This window comes from Pedobacter frigoris, assembly GCF_032678645.1.
In the GTDB taxonomy this organism is placed as follows: domain Bacteria; phylum Bacteroidota; class Bacteroidia; order Sphingobacteriales; family Sphingobacteriaceae; genus Pedobacter; species Pedobacter frigoris_A.
This window is the reverse complement of the sequence record NZ_JAVTSP010000003.1, coordinates 132776-153225: the sequence shown is the minus strand read 5'-3', so window position 1 is coordinate 153225 and position 20450 is coordinate 132776. Positions and strand designations below refer to the sequence as shown.

The 20450-nt window shown below is 37.9% G+C and carries 15 protein-coding genes and 1 tRNA gene; 5 read left to right on the top strand and 11 right to left on the bottom strand.

What is annotated here, in order from left to right; genetic code table 11:
• Nucleotides 1-45 precede the first annotated feature (45 nt).
• From R2Q78_RS11220 to R2Q78_RS11210, 3 genes are all read left to right on the top strand, one after another.
• Nucleotides 46-1650 (top strand): M60 family metallopeptidase, encoded by a 1605-nt coding sequence (locus R2Q78_RS11220; RefSeq protein WP_316791863.1) that lies wholly within the window; start codon nucleotides 46-48, stop codon nucleotides 1648-1650.
• 170 nt (nucleotides 1651-1820) lie between these two features.
• A complete protein-coding gene (locus tag R2Q78_RS11215) occupies nucleotides 1821-3464 on the top strand; it encodes a sensor histidine kinase (RefSeq protein ID WP_316791859.1) in 1644 nt (547 codons plus the stop codon).
• A gap of 2 nt (nucleotides 3465-3466) precedes the next feature.
• Nucleotides 3467-4216: a LytTR family DNA-binding domain-containing protein gene (locus R2Q78_RS11210; protein WP_316791857.1), complete on the top strand. Its 750-nt coding sequence runs from the start codon at nucleotides 3467-3469 to the stop codon at nucleotides 4214-4216.
• A 47-nt stretch (nucleotides 4217-4263) separates the two neighbouring features.
• Here R2Q78_RS11210 and R2Q78_RS11205 read toward each other — a convergent pair whose 3' ends face one another.
• Nucleotides 4264-5904: a sulfatase gene (locus R2Q78_RS11205; protein WP_316791855.1), complete on the bottom strand. Its 1641-nt coding sequence runs from the start codon at nucleotides 5902-5904 to the stop codon at nucleotides 4264-4266.
• A 244-nt stretch (nucleotides 5905-6148) separates the two neighbouring features.
• On the opposite strand from R2Q78_RS11205, the gene R2Q78_RS11200 reads away from it, so the two are divergent.
• Nucleotides 6149-6463 carry a hypothetical protein gene (locus R2Q78_RS11200; protein ID WP_316791853.1) on the top strand — a complete coding sequence of 105 codons (315 nt, stop codon included), beginning with the start codon at nucleotides 6149-6151 and terminating at the stop codon, nucleotides 6461-6463.
• 76 nt (nucleotides 6464-6539) lie between these two features.
• On the opposite strand, the gene R2Q78_RS11195 is transcribed toward R2Q78_RS11200, so the two are convergent.
• From R2Q78_RS11195 to R2Q78_RS11185, 3 genes are all read right to left on the bottom strand, one after another.
• Nucleotides 6540-6613: transfer RNA gene (locus R2Q78_RS11195), tRNA-Ala, on the bottom strand.
• Between the two features lie 128 nt (nucleotides 6614-6741).
• Complete coding sequence (locus R2Q78_RS11190) at nucleotides 6742-8175, bottom strand: serine hydrolase domain-containing protein (RefSeq protein ID WP_316791850.1); 1434 nt, start codon at nucleotides 8173-8175, stop codon at nucleotides 6742-6744.
• A 105-nt stretch (nucleotides 8176-8280) separates the two neighbouring features.
• Nucleotides 8281-9333: a helix-turn-helix domain-containing protein gene (locus R2Q78_RS11185; RefSeq protein WP_316791844.1), complete on the bottom strand. Its 1053-nt coding sequence runs from the start codon at nucleotides 9331-9333 to the stop codon at nucleotides 8281-8283.
• A 333-nt stretch (nucleotides 9334-9666) separates the two neighbouring features.
• Here R2Q78_RS11185 and R2Q78_RS11180 point away from each other — a divergent pair, with 333 nt between their 5' ends.
• Nucleotides 9667-10098 (top strand): hypothetical protein, encoded by a 432-nt coding sequence (locus R2Q78_RS11180; protein WP_316791843.1) that lies wholly within the window; start codon nucleotides 9667-9669, stop codon nucleotides 10096-10098.
• A 56-nt stretch (nucleotides 10099-10154) separates the two neighbouring features.
• Here the strand turns inward: R2Q78_RS11180 and R2Q78_RS11175 are convergent, their stop codons facing one another.
• From R2Q78_RS11175 to R2Q78_RS11145, 7 genes are all read right to left on the bottom strand, one after another.
• Entirely contained in the window at nucleotides 10155-11141 is a 987-nt protein-coding gene (locus tag R2Q78_RS11175; RefSeq protein WP_316791841.1) for a DUF5007 domain-containing protein, read from the bottom strand.
• Nucleotides 11142-11182: 41 nt separating this feature from the next.
• A complete protein-coding gene (locus tag R2Q78_RS11170; RefSeq protein WP_316791839.1) occupies nucleotides 11183-11872 on the bottom strand; it encodes a fasciclin domain-containing protein in 690 nt (229 codons plus the stop codon).
• Nucleotides 11873-11899: 27 nt separating this feature from the next.
• Nucleotides 11900-13366, bottom strand: a complete 1467-nt coding sequence (locus R2Q78_RS11165) for a RagB/SusD family nutrient uptake outer membrane protein (RefSeq protein WP_316791835.1) — start codon at nucleotides 13364-13366, stop codon at nucleotides 11900-11902.
• A gap of 26 nt (nucleotides 13367-13392) precedes the next feature.
• Entirely contained in the window at nucleotides 13393-16854 is a 3462-nt protein-coding gene (locus R2Q78_RS11160; RefSeq protein ID WP_316791833.1) for a SusC/RagA family TonB-linked outer membrane protein, read from the bottom strand.
• A gap of 213 nt (nucleotides 16855-17067) precedes the next feature.
• Complete coding sequence (locus R2Q78_RS11155) at nucleotides 17068-18198, bottom strand: FecR family protein (RefSeq protein ID WP_316791831.1); 1131 nt, start codon at nucleotides 18196-18198, stop codon at nucleotides 17068-17070.
• 107 nt (nucleotides 18199-18305) lie between these two features.
• A complete protein-coding gene (locus R2Q78_RS11150; RefSeq protein WP_316791830.1) occupies nucleotides 18306-18884 on the bottom strand; it encodes an RNA polymerase sigma-70 factor in 579 nt (192 codons plus the stop codon).
• Between the two features lie 147 nt (nucleotides 18885-19031).
• Nucleotides 19032-20450: a glycoside hydrolase family 125 protein gene (locus R2Q78_RS11145; RefSeq protein WP_316791826.1), complete on the bottom strand. Its 1419-nt coding sequence runs from the start codon at nucleotides 20448-20450 to the stop codon at nucleotides 19032-19034.

Sequence of the window (20450 nt, the reverse complement as noted above, 5' to 3'; positions counted from 1 at the left end):
ACGTTTTATTACACTATTTTTAGGCTGATAACACAAAAAGAAATTATGAAAAAAAACTTTTACTTACTACTCTTATTTACCGCATGGTTAGGACATGCAACAGCACAGACTGCCAGCGAATTAAAACAAGCATATCAAGAGCTGAATGTATTTGAAGACCCTCTGGCCACTCAATTGAAAAAAGGCTTAAAGAAGGCTGATCTTAAAAAGATAAATGACGAGAAAATCAGGACTGTTGCAGAACAAATCTATGCCGGTCAATATGATAAAAATTACAGACTAGCCACTTATAACGCTGTTTTATCCCCTACTACTTTAGGCGAACAACTATCTATAGGTGATGGGTACAGCAAGTATGAAAACATTACCGGCATTTACCTCCCTATAGGAAAACATATTGTTCTGGTAGATGGCATACAACCTGGAAAAGACATAAAGCTGATGGTCCCCAATTGGGATAGAAGAGCGCCTGAAGGAACAGATCCGACAAAAGATCCTAAGGGATGGGGGATTATAAAGCAGGATTTTGCGCTTCGGAATGGAGTAAATATTATTGATGTAAAAGAGTTTGGCGGATTGGCTTACATAGGATATTATTCTGAAAAGCCAGAGGAAGAAAAACCTATAGATGTACATTTTATAGGAGCGGCTGTAAATGGATATTTTGACATTGCTAAAAACAACGACAAAGACTGGAATAACCTGGTTGATCATGCGGTCTATCCTATTGTGGATGCCATCGGAAAACACATTCAGATCGCTTATCCGGTGGAGGCCATCAAAAAGTATGCATATGGTAAGGGCGTAGAATTGATTAGCAACTACGATTCTCTAGTATATCGTCAGCACCGTATTTTAGGTCTGATCAAATACAATAAAGTACCTAAAAACCGGATACTGGCCAGGGTAAATTATAACTATTACATGTTTAGAGATGGCGATGGCGTAGCTTATATGGGCGCTAAAGAAGGATATGCCATGGGAATGGTTGTGAATCCTGCAAGTGTAATTAAAGGAGATCCATGCTGGGGCTTTAGTCATGAGGTAGGCCACGTTCATCAAACAAGACCCTACCTGAGCTGGGGCGGCTTAGGTGAAGTAAGTAATAACATCTTCTCTTTATATGTAACTACATCTTTTGGCAACCGAAGCAGACTTTCAGAGCAAAAGGGTTATGCAAAGGCGCGTGAAAGCATTTATGGCAAAGGCAAGAGCTATTTACAGGACCCTGATGTATTCAGCAGGTTGGTTCCATTCTGGCAATTGCAACTGTATTTCACAGGCAAAGGCAATAATCCTGGATTCTATCCTGATCTTTTTGAAGCATTCCGTAAGCAGGCTGCTGCCGCCAATGCAAACAGAGGAGGTGCAAGAAGAGGAGGTCCTCGTCGTGGTGACTTCGGCTTGAATGCACAAAACCCGGCGGTACACCAGCTTAATTTTGTAAAAACCGTATGTGAAATCGGAAAGGTTGACCTTACTTCATTCTTTGAAAACTATGGTTTCTTTTATGTAGGCGAATTTAAATATGATGACTACGGAAATTATACTTATACCATGACACAGGAAATGGTGAATGAGTGTAAAGCGGCGATTAGTAAAATGAATCTCCCTAAACCTGTAGTAGATCTTTCTACTTTAGAGGATTAAAGGGATTTTTAGATAAATAAATTAAAAAGCCCTTCAGAAATGAAGGGCTTTTTATTTCAGATTCAAGTTCAAGTGATCACTTTGCTAGCTCAAAATGCTAGGCTGCAAATTGCAGATTTTTAAAGGGAGAAAATATTAGGAGGTTTAGCCTTATATTTAAACCTTAACTCATGAAAATAACACTCACGCTCTTATTACTCTCTTTGCTAGTAAATTTCAGTAAAGCCCAGCAGAAAAATGCTATGGTCGATCAGTATGGATCGCCTTTGAGCTATTATGTTAGTTCTCTACAGTCGAAAATAAACGTTTCTCTTAAGACTGACAAGTATACTAAATCAATAATTCCCTTTAATCCAATACCCCATGATTCATTGGGAACCATGGTTTATCTGGAGAAAGCTACAACAGTTAATGTAACAACTCAGGTAAAAAAAGATAGTCTAAGCTACTATCGCTATTCTATTTTTGAAAACGATACGACGGTCGTTCAGTCTAATGCGAAACTCAGCAAAGTCGATTTTGTATGGCCGGACCGCAGCGACTACCCTGGATATCTGACCATGAACTTTGGAATTTCCAATATTCAAAATAAGAAAATCACTATAAAAATCTACCGCTTGCCTGAAGAAAATAAGGTAACTACACTGATCATTTACAATAAGGAGATCAAACCAGTCAAGTTTACAAACGTAAGCCTATGGTATGTACTGCGTGTCAATAAGCGGCTTCGATCGCACGGATACGACCCGTTATACATAAATGAGTATGGTACTATAGACATAAAAAATGGTGTCAAGTTCGTAGTAAATTCAAAGACCCGAGCGATTAACCTCATCAAGAAAAAAACAGATTTGGATTTTGTTTACCATGTTATCTTAAAAAACAAATCAAAAGGCAAAGAAAACATTGTCTATTTTTCCAACGAGTGGAGCTATAATGGTCCCGGAGGTGATCTTCGTAATTCTATTCCTGCAAGCCATTTCAATGTACCGGGAGATTATGAATTGATTGTCGCCCCTATGCTTGGTAGAGCTGACGGCATGACCGCTATTGATGTAGATCCGGTAAAATATACATTTACTGTTTTACCCCCGCCGGTAACTTTCAGCACTGCACAAGTAGCGACAGGTTTTATGATCTTAGTTCTTATCCTATCTCTGGTTTTTTATATCATCCGGAAAAACAACAAGAAAAAACTCCTGATTGCCAATCGTCAGGCTGAACTTGCCAAATCAGAATTAAGCAGTGTACGGTCACAACTAAACCCGCACTTTGTATTCAATGCCCTTGCAGGAATACAAAATCTCATGAATCAAAATGAAGTAGAAAAAGCCAATGGTTACCTGAGTAAGTTTGCGCGGCTGACCAGGAACATCCTGGACGGGAAACAGCTTATTGCGCTGAAAGACGAACATAAGCTATTAGAGGATTACCTGGCTATGGAACGATTGCGTTTTAATTTCAACTATGAGATCAGGACCAACCTTGAACCCGACACACTGGAAGTGATGATCCCTACGATGCTATTACAGCCTTTTTTAGAAAATGCTGTTAAACATAGTATGGCGATATTGGGCGAGAAAGGAACATTGCTGGTTGAATTCAAGTCTGTGGATAAAGACCTGATCTTATCCATTAAAGATAACGGTAAAGGATTTGACACGCAAAAGGTTCATGAAGGTTTAGGACTATCACTTTGCAAAAAAAGAATAGATTTACTGAACCAGGTTTACAACGAATGCCCCATCACGATGGACTTAAGCTCCAGGCCTGATGGCACGACTGTAATTATAAAATTGAACAACTGGTTGTAGCTATGAAGACATTGATAATTGATGATGAACAATCGAATATAGACAACCTCAGTACTCTTGTAAAAAAGTATTGTCCCCGGTTAGCTTTGGTCGGTTCTGCGAACAACGTAGAAATGGCTATACAACAGATCGAATTACATCAGCCCGACTTACTCCTTTTGGATATACAGATGGGCGCACAAACAGGTTTCGACCTCCTGCGTTTGCTCCCCAATAAAGACTTTGAAGTCATCTTCATTACAGCATATGATGAATATGGAATAGATGCCATTAAGTTTGCTGCCGTCGACTATTTACTGAAGCCTGTTGATATATCAGAACTCGTTTTGGCCATCAACAAAGCCGAAGATAAAATCGCAACAAAACAAACTGCACAGCAGTTGAATTTCTTATTGAACCATTTAAAAAGCGCAGGAGCAGAACCTACTAAAATTGCTTTGCCTCAACTGCATGAAATCAGGTATGTATCAGTTGCCGATATCATCCGTTGCGAAGCCGACAACTCCTACACGCTTTTCTATCTTTCCAATGCTGAAAAAATATTGGTTTCCAGATCTCTGAAAGAATATTCAGAGATCCTAACCCCTATTGGCTTTTTAAGAACGCACCAAAGCCACCTGGTGAACAGGCTCTTTATTAAAAGCTGGATCAAAGAAGACGGCGGTATGCTGCTATTGAATAATGGAGATAAGATATCAGTCTCCAAACCAAATAAGGCAACGGTACAGCTGGCATTAAATAATCACCTATAATCAGAGACAGTAGCGGTGCCTATTATGATTGATGACCAAAGCTCGGCTTAGAATTTCGGAGGTACAAAACCCTTCTTTTCGAAATCTGTGGGTAATATCCAGCCTGCGGGAATGTTTTCGCCATTCATGAACCGGTCGTAATAATTTAAAACCGGCTGTTGAGCGTAGGGATATTTATCGAAAATACTTCCATTTCCCAGCATTCTTGGATCCTGCTGCTGTTTCAACTCTCGTTCCATCTGCGTGCGCAAAGCATTTTTAATTTTAAGATATTTAGGTAGTTGAGCCAGGTTATTTATGCAATAAGGATCATTTGTAAGGTCATATAAAAGTTCGGCTGGATGCTTACCAAAAGACAAACCCCATATATTTGGAAATAACCCGGCACGGTTTGCATTTAGAATAGACGTTTTTGTAGGGCTCCCATCGGTGTCCATATATCCCGTTTCTGGATCGCCGCAAGGCCAGCGGTCGGGCTCATAATTGCGGGCATAAAAGAAATTACCCTTAACAATTGCCCTGACAGGATAGCCTTCGTCATGAGGACGTCCGACATCCGTTCGTTCTCTCCCCAGCAGCACATGATCGTTTGATCTGGAGGCTTTATCAGATGATTTAGCCTTGATAAGTTGTAGCAGGGATTTTCCTTGAACGGGCTCCATCTTAGCAGAAGCATTTGTCAATCCAGCTATTTCTAAAAAAGTTGGAGTGAAATCAATGAAGCTTACTAAATCGTTTACTTTACGCCCCGGATTGGCGATATGACCTTTCCACATGATCGCCAGCGGCAGATGATTGTCATATGCGTACACGTGGCCTTTTACTCTTGGAAATGGCATACCGTTATCTGAGGTAACAACGATTATTGTGTTTTCCAGTTCGCCATTTTTCTCTAAAACATCCAACATTTTCTGGAGGTTGCGGTCGAAATATTCCAGCTCAAAAGCATAGTCCAGCATATCATTCCTTGTGCTGTCGTTGTCAATCCAGAAAGGCGGCACCTTATTGATATCTGAGATTTTCTTCCTGCCTTTTTCTGTTCCTGAGCCATATTCATAATCTCTGTGCGGCTCCCATGAGCCAAACCAAAAAGCAAATGGTTTTTCATTATTTCTTTCTTTGAGAAAAGCCTCAAAGTTGCCGGGATAGTTGGTAACCCCCATTTGCTTAGTTGGTGGAGTTAGTTTAACATCCTTGTATTCCTTACCTGTCAACTGTCTGCGCTGACCCTGAACGGCACCAGGATTACCGGGAGTCCAGCCTTTTCCGGTAAACCCGACATCGTATCCATTTTTACCAAGGGCTTCCATAAAAGTGGTAAACTTAGCAGGAAAATAAGAATTGTGATTTGCCGCAGCTTCCAGTTGCCAGGGATTTCGTCCGGTAAGTATGCAGGCTCTGGAAGGAGAGCATTTAGCATTGGGTGTGTAGGCATTCATAAACAGTAATCCCTGCTGGGCAATTTTATCAAAAGTCGGTGTTTTTACCCAAGCCGTATGATTAAACCCGTATGCACTGATGTGTTCAAGAGAAGCATCATCTGCAATGCAAAAAAGGATATTTGGCTTTTTGGTCTGGGTGTACTGAGCAAAGACTGAAAATGTACAGATCAAAAGAACGAGCGATAAAAAAGTAAATATTAGTATCGGGCTTTTTCTTATTTCAAGATGCGCAGGAAACCTATTCATATCTTAGCTTTTGTTTAGATGTATTTGAAAGACATAAATATCGTTATTTGCAAAAAGTAGAGGTAAACATAAATTACCTTTATGTACGGATTTTTTATCTCAGTGACAATTTCCATGACATCACTAGTCATCAAAATATGCATCAGCCAAAAGCAGAACAATTTAATCAGTTAATAAATGTTAAATGACAATAGCAAATTTGGTGGCGTCATTTTAATTTATTTATTTCAAGAAACGAACTCATATGACAAAGAACATTTTGATCGCATTACTATTAACTATAGCACTGGGCTGTAAAAAAAATAAATTTAGCGATGACGACACTAACTTTTATAAGTGGAAAAGAGATTTGTATAGGGCGCCAGTGCAAAAGGATGAACCTGCACTGTTTTACTCGAGAGATGGGAAGATTGCAGCAAACCTGAGCGGGATCTTTGTAAGCTCCGACTTTGTTATTTTAACTGAGTATCGTAAAGATAAACAACAAGACAGTATCTATAAAGCCAGTGGCAAAATGCAAGTTTATAAGTACGAAAAACTGGAAAGAGCCGGTGATTAACTTAATTTTTGTAGATTTAAATTAAAACATATTCAACAAAAAAGCCTTTCAGAATTAACTGAAAGGCTTTTAAGTGTGGAGAATAGCGGAGTCGAACCGCTGACCTCTTGCCTGCCAGGCAAGCGCTCTAGCCAGCTGAGCTAATCCCCCGTTTTGGCTATAGGATGGCAAAAGTAACTAATTTTATAAGCCCTGCAAATTAAATGTGTAAATAGTGCGTATCAAGCTTATTTAGTTATTCAATGAACAGCTTTAATAACCCGGATCACCAAATAAGATTACTCTACCTTCTTCCACATGCTTTTCTTTTCCTGTATCCAATAAAGTACTTTATGTAGGTCAGCTGTAGTACTAAATTCGATAGTTGTCCTTATTCTCTCTACATCTGGCAACAAAAATTTGCTCTGCGAAATGGGCACTAGCAGCATATTTTTACCTGTCCCATTTGAAAGGTCTGCATATAATTTCCCATCTCCCAACCGGATAGTGATTATAGCCTTTTCTTTTACCGCTGAGGTTAAGCTATCATTCTTAAAAATACGGTCAACTTTATAGGTACCTATGTAACTTTCAAGTGTTTCTTGACTTAACTGAACCTGTTTTTTAAGGGGTTCACTAAGTGCAATGGCAACTATCTGGCGAAACAAGCGAAACCTGTTATCGCTGAAATCTGTTTTATCCTCTCCGGATTTAACATTTGTCAATATAGCAACATATAAATCGTCATCTGGAAAGTATTTTTCAAGCCCGATAAAACCACTCACCTGTCCCTCATGATGAATGCAGTTTTTTCCGAGCATTTGATCAACAAACCAGCCGTATCCATAATTGCTCCGTGTTCCGTTTTTTAGCTGATAGGGCTTAAATGCCATATTAAGACTTTGCTTATTGATGATCTTTCCATCAAGCAATGCATTGTTCCAGTTACAAAGGTCAGAAACTGTTGACAGCAGATCTCCGCATCCATAAGCCATGGAAATACTCTGATATTCACAATTTTGATAAAAACCATTATCTCTTGTATAACCTTTTACCCGTTTTGGGAGAATCAGTTTTTCATTTGCAAAATATGTATGGTGCAATCCTGCCGGGACGAGTAAATGTTCTTGAATATACTGATGGAAAGACTGTCCGCTAACTTTTTCGATAATAAAGGCCAGCAGCACATATCCTGAATTTGAGTACGCATATTTTGCACCCGGTTGAAACTCCAGCGGCTGGCCCTTAAAATGATCAATCAGCATCTGTGGACTAAATTCAGATCTCTCAATATAGGGGGTTGGATGCTCGATAGCCGTGAACTCTCTAATACCGGAGGTATGAGTCAATAAATGTTCAATGGTAATTGTATGTCCTTTTGAAGGAAATTCCTTCACATATTTCTGCAAACTATCCTGTAAAGAAATTTTACCCTGTTCTGCCAGTTTTAAAATTCCAACCGCAGTAAATTGCTTGGTGATCGACCCGATCTTAAACACCATATCTGATTGTAAAGGCACATCCAGCTCCATATCTGCACTGCCATAGGTATGTTCATAAATAATCTTTTTGTTTTTTGCTATCAGGACAGCAATACCCGGTTCTCCTGGCTTAAAGTTCTCTGATAAAAGATTGTCCAAGGATTTTTCAAGGGATTGGAATTGTTCCTGACCAAATGCTTCAATAAATATGAATAGCAAAAGAATAAAGATAGTGGTTGATCTGATCTGCATAAATTTTGACTTTAATAAACTGGTGCCAAATTTCGATCAAAATGAATGAAAGAAGTATTCTAATAGTTATCAGATCCGGATTTGATAACCCTATTTAACTGCCATCTATAGGGAAGAATCAAGCGCTTTATCTTTAAAAGCAGAAGGGGATTCACCTGTGTATTGTTTAAACAAACGCTGGAAAGTAGCTTGAGAACTAAATCCGCATTCAAAGGCCACGCCGGCCAATGTTAAACGCTTTGCATCTGGCTGAAGTATCTTTCTCTTGAATTCGTTGATCCTGTACTGGTTGATAAATACGGAAAAACTTATATTCAGGTACTGGTTAAGGATTTCTGAAATAATCTTCTGTGGGACATTGGTATGAGTTGATAGCATTTTTAGGTCCAGGTCGGGATTAAGAAAGATCTTATCTTTCTCCATCGCTTCCCGTAACAGCAATACAATCTGTTCAATGGCAGGATCAAGATCCGTTACTGGCCCAATTTGCTTTTCTTTTTTTACCATTCGATATTGGAATGATGTGAGATAGCCCTTTAGACCCAGCCAATAAATCATTACAGCGAGTGGAATGTAAATGGGATACCAACCAAAATACGCGAGCATTTGATCAGCTAATCCGGGTATATAATAGGGAATGAGGTAGATTAACCAAATGATTTGAAAAATTAAAAAAGCAACCACAACCTGCCAAAGCCATTTTATGCGTATTGTATACAACGGATTGTTTATTTTCTTTCTTTGAGCAGAAATAAAATTGAAAGAGAAAAGGGTATAAACGCTAATCGATATCCACCTTGGGATATCTGCATAAAAATTAAAGGCATCTATAACCCTCCCCCACGGACCAGGATTATTTTGTATAACATTAAATAATACTCCTAATACAAATATGATGGCTGTGATTGGAGACACCAGGTCTATAATTGCAAAAGTAAAAGGAATCTTGTCTTTTTTTTGCCACCTAAAATCATCATTAAGCGTAGACTTTACATATAAAAAAATAAGTGGACCGATTGGCATCACTATGTTAAATGGAATTAGATTTGAAAGTAGCCTCAAAGTGGCTGATCCAAACCAATCGTGTTGCCATCCGTAGAGGTTAAATCCTGCCAGTGCGATTAGAAAGATCAATACAGACAAGATTTTATTGGGCAATTTATTCGTTTTAGAAAAAAACAACAAACCGGATACTATAAATCCCTGAACCGAGCCCAATAAAACTAAAACACTTAAAATTTCTTTTAAAAGGGACATCAAAAATTTCAGTTAAATAAAACAAACTTTTAAAGATAATATTATAGATCGAAATCCGTTGACAGCATTGTGCGTGTATATTTCAACGAAAGTGGTTCTTCCCCACTTTCGTTGAAATATACTTTTTATCTAATAATCTTCATCCAGTTAATGTTAATCTGAGAAGTAGAAAAAGTATCAAAAATTTAGAACAATAAATAGACTATCTTTAACAGCTTACAGCAAAAATAAATTATGGATTATGAAGAGTATTACAATTCACTTCTTGGTGAATTGACAAGGGCGACAGCAGTGTTAAAGGAATATAGTGACTTAGAAGATTTTTTTGCCAACTCTTCCAGGAATAAAGTGACTTACGAAGCTTATGTTTTAAGCTCAATGCCAATAGGTATTTCAGATATTGTTTACATCATCACATCTGGAAACATCTCGTTAAAATTTGACACAGTATTACACAACACACTTAAGAACAATAACCGACTTGCATTTACGAAAGGTGTGCTTAATTTGTTCAAAAATGAAAAGGGGAAAATACTGGACATCTTTAAATCGCTGGTAGAAATTTCAAATGAAATGCAACTGAGAGATCTTTTAGGTGACATTGGCGACTCCCTCAACAAAAATGAATATAGGTTAACAAGACTTAAAGAGCTAATGAGAAAATAAAAAAAGGCTACCAATCGGTAGCCTTCTCTCTTTATTGATTTATTTGTTGTGTTGTATTAGCGACGTGTTACTCCTGGAACAGTTACTGTAACTTCATAAGTTCCTGGTACAAAAATCCTGAACGGGAACCTGATATTACAAGTGTACTGCCCATCCGGTAAAGTAGGGTCATCAAAGTGAACAAACTGTGTTGGGATACGGTAGTAGTAATTGAAACCATTACCCAATGAAGCCAATGGGAAAGGAACAGTACCATAAACGAATTCCATTCTGTCTGCAAAATTAGCTGCGCTTAAACTGTAAATATCCAGAGTTTGTAAGAAACCCGGAGCATTACCTGCATTTGGCCTGCGTGCTAATTCTCCATTAGCTGCATTAAACGCAACACCATTTTTATCAAGAACTCGAACAACAATTTTATCCGGAGTATCACTGAGTTTTTTTACACTAATTACCGTAGGAACCAACTCTTTAATAGTGGTTTCAGCACCAACTTTAAAAGCTTGTTGTCTTCCAGTACCTGGTATTTCAAACGGCGCTGCCGGATTTAAATTAAATCTACCAATTTTTGGATAAACTTTACTCCCTGCTGAATTAGATACTTCCAGATCAAATTCATATTCTCCCAAAGGAATATTTAAAGTAGCGAAGTTAGCTTCCAGCTGACCACTGAATTCGTTGATAGAAATTGGCAGTACTAACGAATCTTTGCGTTTGGCATTGATTTTTTCTAATGTGTTATCAACCTTTGGATCGTATAATCCCGTCCAAACCTTAATGGTATACTTCTTACTAAAGATATCATCAACAACTTTGCCGGTAGCGCGGTCATATACGTGAAGTAGCTTTACTTTTATAGGCATAGCCGATCCATCTAGAGTTAGTGCAGTGCTGACTTTTACAATTCCTTGAGGAACCAGAATTGGAATTTCCTCATAACGGATATTTGGACTCAAAAAGCCATCTGGCACCTTTTTACATGCTATGGTAATTGCAGATACAAGAATCACCAGAGCAAATGCTTTTATAATTAATTTTTTCATTTCTAATACTTTTTATACGTAAACAAATATTAAATACTCCGTTATCTTGCAAAAAACAACCTATGGTTATTGCTCAGTACATGAACTATTCCAGTCGTCGATTCCACTCCCGACGTTTGCACCAAAGTACGTGCACCATCCGTCGCAGGAATTTCTGAAGCCACGAATGGTTCAGCTAAAGGTTTATACAGATAGGTATAATACATGATACGAGGAAAAATTGAACTGTTTGAATTATAACCTAATTTAGGATCATCAGTTGGTTCATAAGATACCACTGCTTTCGCATTGGTTTTTTGAGTACTGTAAATTTTCCCATTTTCAGTCGATTGATCAAAGCTAACAACAGATGGCAACATATATACGTTAAGTGAATCTGCAAAACGTGGCAGTTCATACTTAATGATTGAATCTACTGTCCATCTTTTATTCGGATCCACTCTTTGAACTAATAAGCTCCTATAGTCGCAATATGCTCTGATAGAATAATCAGTTGGCGCAAAGAATGTCATGCTTTGTTTGTTGATTTGATCTTTAATCCCAGCTTTATCTACCAGTAATATTAGGGTATCAAAAAGCCCCCTATTGTTACTCTTAAGAAAATCGTAGGTTGACATGTTCACTTTTGTATTGTGAATTGTTCCTCCTACAAAGTAATCGTTCTTTTTACAGGCTGAGAAAAACAGTCCTGCGATGACAAGAACAAATAACATGTTATATATTTTTTTCATTGTATTCAATTTAATGTTCTCAACCAATTAATTATTATTCCACCACTCATTCTGAGTAAGCAACTCATCTTGTTTAAGCAAGGTTCTCATATCTAACGGCCAGAAGTAACCTTTCTTAGCGATTCGTTCAGGTGTATATATTGGAAAATATCTCGGAAGCTGTTCCATCCTGATGAAATCAAACTGATTACTACCTTCACCTATAAATTCACGGAGTCTTTCATCTGCAATTGCATTAAGGCTAATCAATCCTTTAACTTCAGTTGATCCTGCGCGAGCCGTGATAACATTGAGATCCTGCAATGCTCCAGTTTGATTACCGTTTTTAACACGCGCCTCAGCTCTAAGCAAATAAGTATCAGCTAAGCGTATCAACACTAAATTATTACTAACAACATATGTATTTTTATTATTAGGATCATAATAATCTACACCTGTATACTTAGAAAGCATATAAAGACCGTTCCCTGCTGGTTCGATCACCATATCTCTTCTTGCATCAGGAGGGATATTTGTACCTAGTAATCCAAAAATTCCGAGTGAAGTTTGACTTAAAGCCCAACCGGAAGCTGGAAAATTCCTATTAGTAATATAATCATTATTAAGAAAAGCATTGAAAAAACCACTGGTAGCCTCATTGCTCACAGCATCAAATTTCATACTGAGTTCGAGTATACTTTCCTTAGAATTTCCTTCCCATATATTTCTGTAATCTGCAAGATCTTCTAAAGAAACCGGGCTATTATTAATAACGCTATCACAATACTTTTCAGAATTAACATAGTCTTTTTTCCAAGCATAAACCTGTGCAAGAAGTGCTAAAGCTGAAACTTTATTTGCATGAGTTTTATTTGCATCATTGTCTAGCAGTGCTGAAGCAGACTGTAAATCAGCCAGACAGTAGTTCATAGTTTCACTTTCCGGACTTCTTGGTAGAGGAGCAACATTTGTCGGATCTTTAACAGTCTCTTTCGTTAAAATTACATCTCCCCATACCCTTTGCATGTAAAAATACACATAAGCTCTCAGGAATTTAGCTTCACCTAACAGACGTTTCTTCTGAGCAGCTCCTCCAGTATATTTTGAATCTGGAATGTTTGGCGCATTTTCAATGATAAGATGGCATTGATTAACAATGGCATAAAATCGACTCCAGTTTTTTAATGAACCCTCTAGATAGGGTACATAATTAAAGTTGAAATTCCTAGCCTGTAACATATCCATATAGTTCCAGTAGTCACTGCCTGGTTGGAAATTATTAGCCGCAAGATCACCAAATATAAAGTAACTTCTGTCTACTCTAAATGCATCACGCAACATAGAATAGGCTCCAGTAAGTGCTTTATTTACGTTCCTTCCGTCGACCCAGAATACCTCATCATAGGTGGCATTTTCGGGTGCCATGTTTATTTGTTTTTTACATGAGGGTAAAATACTGGTTAGTACAAAAGCTACTAACCCAAGTATCCATGTTTGTTTTATAATTTTTTTCATCACTTTCTCTAATTAAAAGATTCAACCTAAAACGTTACTTCTAATCCTAATGTTACTTTCTTAGGCAATGGATATGATCCGCCGGAATACTCACCCTGAGGAGAAACCAACTCCGCATCAGGTACACTTGACGACTGGAATGTGGCTATATTGTCCATAATTCCGTAAACTCTAACCCCTTTAACACCAAACTTATTTACCCATCTTGGCTCAAGCTGGTAACCAATTGTAATGGTTTTGATCTTGAAGTAATCTCCCTTTTCATTCCACATGGTGCTGAAAGGTAAAAATTGATAAAAATTAGCTGAATAAGGACTTAACGACGGGAAATCCGCACTATAGTTTGGATCCATAGCTTTTGTTGGTGTCCAGTAATTTACCTGGCTTAAATCAGGCAATCTGCTGTTAGCGAAATTTTCAATACCTCCAAAATTAAATACGCCTGCATATTGATTAGCCATGAACGTATTAATGATATCACGTTTGAAAGTAAACGTACCTAAAATACCTAATGAGAATCTTTTCCAGGTAAACTCATTGTATAAACCACCTGTAAAACGCGGATTTGGATCCCCTGTAGGCACTAAATCACCATCCTGAGCTCCTTTATCTTCATCACTCCACACATCAAAATCACCATTCACATCTTTCCAATTAGGATAACCAGCAAAAACCTGATTATTTCCTTTAAAATAAGTCAATGCTTTACCCGTAATAGGATTTACAGGTATTTGTCCTGCTCTATTATAAACACCTTGGTACAGCATCTGCGACCAACCGTAGATTGGTCCGCCTACTGTAAACAATAGGTTCTGGTTATAGTCCCTTGAACTCATCGAGAAACTACGATTGCCATAAGGCAAGGCAGCAATCCTATTTTTATTGTAACTGATATTCAAGTTAGTCGTCCATTTCAAAGGACTCTCATTTCCTAAGTTTCTTGTTTGAATAGAAAGATCCATACCCTCATTCAAAATCTTCATAGGTACGTTATATGACAACTTTGTGTACCCTGTAAAGAATGGAAAATCAAACTGGAATATCGGATTCTTGGTTTCTTTACGATAAACATCGGCTGTGATATTCAAACGGTTACCAAATAAAGCAATATCAGCACCAATATTAGTTTGGCTGGATTTGTTCCATGTTAAGGTTGGTAAAGTAAGTGGTTTTGTAAAGGACGGCATGGCAACTGGTTCTCCATCGTAAGTTGTCCGAGGAGTATCCCACACATTAAATGGCGCATAAAAATCGCTTGGTTGCGTACCAGATAAACCGAAACTTCCCCTGATTTTCAAATTGGAAAGCCATTTCACATCTTTTAAGAAAGATTCATCTGAAGCAATCCATCCTAATGATACGGCTGGAAATGATCCCCACTTAGTGTCCTTACCGAACCTAGACGATGCATCTGTACGATAGGAGGCATTGAAAAGGTAACGTCCAAGATAGTCATAAGAAAACTGGCCTGTGAATGAAAGCATCGCTGATTTTCTAAGATCGGAAGATCCGAAGATATCTTGTTGAGAAACACCTTGAACTACATGAATATCATCTGTTGGAATATTTGTACCGTAGGCATACGTACGTTTTACGTTATTGTAGTCATACGATTGGATACCTACTAATGCAAAATTATGTTTGCCATCAGCAAATGATTTATTATAGGTCAATATATTCGCGAGATAATAGGAGTTGTTAATGTTGTGATCACTTTCTGCAAATGACACCCCATTAGCATCTAATTCTCTGGGTTGGAAACGGTCGCGGTTATCTAATATTGCACTAGCTGATGCCTGAAGTGAATATTTAAACCCTTTAAGGATATCGATATCTGTTTGTGAATATAAGCTGATCTGATCGGTCTGGTTATCATCTCTTAACTTATCATACTGACCATAATAAAAATCATAATCCGCATCGGACAGCTTTATAAACGAAGCAGGCATAGAGCTTGCACTGATTGGCACAATCTGATTAATCCCTCTTCCCAAACCTCTTTTCCTATTCATCCTGGCGGCAGAAACAATTAAGTTTGTTTTAGCAATTGATGATAATTTAAAGTCAAAATTACCACGTAAAGAATAACGGCTAAAACCAGTATTTCTTACAATACCATCTTCATCATAATAGTTTAAAGATAGTCTGTAATTCATAATGTCTGTACCCGCTGAGATATTCACATCATAGTTACTTACTTGTCCGGATTTATAAAACAGATCCTGCCAATCGGTAGCATTATTATAACTTGGATTTAAACTGTCTGTCAGGATTTGAGGAATGTTTGCCAATTGGTTAAAAGTACCGTATTCTTGTAGCAAGCCCATTTTTTGACGACGCTCTTCTGCTCCGGCAACTGTACGCTGTAATTCAGGGCGCTGAGTTAAACCTGTATAATACGACAAACGTACAACTGGTTTGCCATCTAACCCTTTTTTTGTTTTGATAACGATAACACCATTTGCACCACGTGATCCCCAAACTGCAGTAGCTGCAGCATCTTTTTGAATCACAATGCTTTCAATATCGTTTACATTGATACCTGCAATCGCATTACTTCCTGTGGCATTGGAACCTGCAAGATCCGCAATTGACAACGGTATACCGTCTATAATATATAGTGGAGAACTCATGGTATTGGCCAGATCGATCTCACTGTTAATGTCTGTAGAAATAGTTGTATTACCCCTCACTGTAAAAGTATTCCTTGCTCCTGGCTCTCCAGTAAAGCTTTGAATATTTACACCTGCAACCCTTCCTTGTAATAGAGACTCAAAACTTGGCGCTGGTAAGTTTTCAATTTGCTTTCCGCTGATTACCTGTACAGCACTGGTAGTTTTACGAACTGACTGTGTTTGGTAACCAATGATCACAGCTTCTTTCAGGTTATTCTGAGTAGGCTGCAATTTAACACTAAAATTTTTCTGAGTGCCAACTTTAATCGTCTGTGCATCATAACCTATATAAGAAATAAGTATAGATGATTCTGTGCTGGCCACAGTGATTGAAAAATCACCGTTAGCTTGTGTCTGGACTACGTTGCCCGAAACGCCAACTTCCCTTACGGATGCCCCGGGTAAAGGCTGTCCAGTCTCATCAACTACCTTTCCGGTAATGACAACTGCGGCAAACTCAGCCGTTGTTTTAAAGCTGCTAAGAATAAGTTTTCTCTTTTCTTGTACAATGATGGTCTTGGTATCCAGTGAATACTCAAAAGGTTGGTTTGCAAAGCACAATTTTAGTGTTTGTTCCAGTGTAGCATCTGTAACATTTATGTTAACAGGCTTTGCTTTTTTGATATCGGTAGAATTAAATATAAGGTCGTAACCTGTTTGCCTTGTGATTGATTTTAATACTCTCTCCAGAGAAATATTCTTTTCAGACAAGGTGACCTTGTTTTGTGCTGAGGTTGACGCACTTACTTGTAAGATGGTCAACATAATTAATACTGCTGAAAGTTTCATGGTCAGTAAAATTTTCTTCTTCATATAGGAGGCCCTACACGAATTAAAATCGTATATTTTCATACATTTGAAAAGTTTGGGTCAATGAAAATGAAAACAGATTCCACGCCGTTTCATATTCATGTTTGGTTGATAGTTTTGTTTACTGCAATATATTAAAACCAATAATCCACACTTCAGAACCGGTGGCGCAGCAAACGCTGCCGGTTTTTTTAGTAAGATTATGCTAAGTAAATGTTATGGCATAGCTATAATCCTCCTTCCCTGAACTTCAAAGTTTATTTTTCTTGTTAGTTGTAATACCCTTAATACTTCATAAAGGTTCTTGGATCTGGATATTTTTCCGCCCAATTTAATGTCGCGAAGTTTTTCATCGCAGACAAATTCCACATCATACCATCTCGCAAGTTTTTTCAATAAAATGCCTGCATCTTCGTCTTCAAATATAAAGTCTCCATTCTTCCAGGCCACGACAGTCTCAACATCTACAGCTTTGACTTCAAAATTATTTCCTTTTAGTACCGCTTGCTCACCTGGCTTGATAAAGTTGCCCTTGTCGTTATTTAGCAATCCCACCTTCACACTACCTTCTAAAAGCGTAGTCAGCACCTCTTTTTCATCACTATAAGCATTTACATTAAAATGGGTTCCAAAGACCTCGATTTGTTGCTTATCGGTAATTACTCTAAATGGTTTGCTTTTGTCTTTTGCAATTTCAAAATAAGCTTGTCCTGACAGCTCTACCTTACGCTCTTTAGCTATAAATTTAGTTGGATACTTTAGTGAAGATGCTGCATCAAGCCAAACCTCACTGCCGTCCGGTAATGTAATTTGATATTTCCCGCCTTTAGGTGTTTCTATTGTGTTGTATGATATTCCTGTTTTTTTTGTTTTAGCAGTTTCTATAACGGTGTAATGTAAATGACCATCTGCCGCTTTAACAATTTTGATACCGGACTGATTAGCAATCTGTCCATTCTCTTTATCATCAAGACTAATCTTTGTTCCATCAGCTAGTATCAATATGGCCTTGTCTGTACCCGGAATGATCTGTTTAGCTTTAGAGATATTATTAAGATTATCTTTAGGCTTCTGATGTTTTCCGCTATTAAAAGTAAAATATAACATCGCCGAAAGGGTGAATACAATTAAAGCAGCCACTGCTAACTTTGACCACAAGATAATTCTTTTAGATCCACCAGCCGACTTTTCAAGGGCACTCCATATTTCCAATATATCCGCTTCAGCTTCAGCCTCAGAAAGCGTTTTGACTGTCGTAGCCCTGTATTTTAAATACCAGCTTTCTACCAAAGCTTTTTCTGCCTCAGTGCATTCCCCTGATTCGTATTTCTTTAATAAATGTTTCACTTCTACCGATTGCATGTTTCTTGATCCCGCTAATTATATACTAGACAGGTGAAGCAGTCCCTGGGCCCAGATGAAATTGAAAATATTTTAAAAAAAATTAAGAATAATTAATTGTAGAACAGAAAAATGAGAAAAAACAAGGACCCTAATTTTACTCTTAAAATTTTTAAAGCATTATTAACCTGATTTTTGACCGTTTTTTCTGAAAGATCAAGCTTCTGAGCAATTTCTCTGTGGGACAGATTTGCCTTACGGCTCAATTCAAAAACCTCACGCATTTTGTCAGGTAAATTTGAAATTTCCTTTTCAATCAAATTTGCGAGTTCGCGTTCGCGAACAAGGTGGTCTGTAATTGACTCTTCTTTTCCAGCAAATTCCTGAAGGGATACAACATAATCTGAAGCAACTTTTTTATGAGATATTGCATTCAATACACGATTCCGGATTGCAGAATATAAATAACCTGAAAGTGTAGTGCTGATAAAAATATCGGCCCGTTTAGACCACAATACAGCAAAAAGTTCCTGAACTGCATCCTTAGCTTCTTCTCTATCATGCAACTTCGAAAAAGCATGTCTGTACAATACACCCGTATACCTTTTGTAGATTTCAGTATAGGCCATTCTATCCCCCACCTTCAATAAAGAAGTAAGTTCCCAGTCTGAAAATGTATTATAATCTGACATCTTAAGTATTCCCTTATACGAATGTAACGTTTATTTCATATAGATTTCACAATGTAGTATAATTTTTAGCTCATAAAATACCTCCTTTACAACTGAACTTCAGTTACAAAGGAGGTATATAAAACAAGTATTATCTAAATAATCGGTTCAGACTAATAAATGCGGTCTTTCTTTATAGACTTTCCATAAAAATTCTCCAAAAATTGTATTCGCCCATGCGAACCAGGATCTGGTAAAATCTTTCGGACTGTCTTTATGAAATGACTCATGCATAAATCCAGTACCGGCATGACAACCCTGCAAGGTTTGCAAACATTGTTTGATTTCTGCATCACTACTGCTGGTGAGTCCACGCATCACCACAGCAATCGGCCATATTCTGTCAATGCCTGTATGTGGACTCCCAATTCCTCTTCCTGCTTTGCCTTCAAAGAAGAAAGGATTTTCTAAAGAAAGGATCAGCTTACGGGTATTTATGTATACCGGGTCGTTTGGTTTTACTGCGCCCAAATAAGGTAAAGCCAATAAACTTGGTACATTGGCATCATCCATAATGTTGAAACTTCCGTATCCATTAACTTCAAATGCATATACTTTTCCAAACTGAGGATGGGTTACAATCGCATATTTTTGCAAAGCATTTTCTACCTCTACGGCCAAGGCACGGCATTCTGCTACTAATGCTGCATCTTTATGAACAGCCTGAAGTATTTCTGCAGCCTGTTTCAGACTGACTACTGCAAAAAAGTTTGATGGCACAAGAAAGTTATATATTGTTGCATCATCACTTGGACGGAAGGAAGAACAGATCAAGCCAACAGGTTTTACAGGATACCCGTAACCGCTTAAAGGAACACCGTCTGTCGCCCATGAGGTCTTACGCTGAAAATGATAAGGCCCCGGGCCATTTTTCCTTTGCTGTTCTTTAAATGTTTTTACAATTAATGCTATTGCATCTCTCCATTGTGCATCGAAAGGTGTTTTATCACCAGTAATTTTCCAGTATTGATAACTTAAACGAATAGGATAACATAATGAATCTATCTCCCATTTACGTTCATGTATACCAGGCTTCATATCTGTAATGTCTGTTTTCCACTCGCCTTCTTTTGTTTCATCACCATAAAATGCATTAGCATAGGGATCTTTGTGTATACACTTTACCTGATGATTGATTACACCTGCAATCAGATCATGTAGCTGCTTATCGCCTTTTACGAGAGGTAGATATGGGGTTACCTGTGCTGTACTGTCGCGCAGCCACATTGCGTCTATATCACCTGTGATTACATATGTATCGGGTTTACCATTTTTTTCTGTATAGGTTACAGTGGTATCGAGCGTGTTCGGAAAACAATTTTCAAACAACCATCCAAGTTCCTTATTTTTAACATTTTTCTGGAATTCGGCAATGGCACTTTCTACAGCTTTGCTTTGAAAATGTCTTTTTGAGGCTGGTACCCTCACCACAGGAAAATCGGGTGCTGCGGCGGCAAAAGATAGTTTATTAGCCATCAATCCTGCAGCTAAAAGTCCTGTGTTTTGTAAAAAGATTCGTCTCTTCAT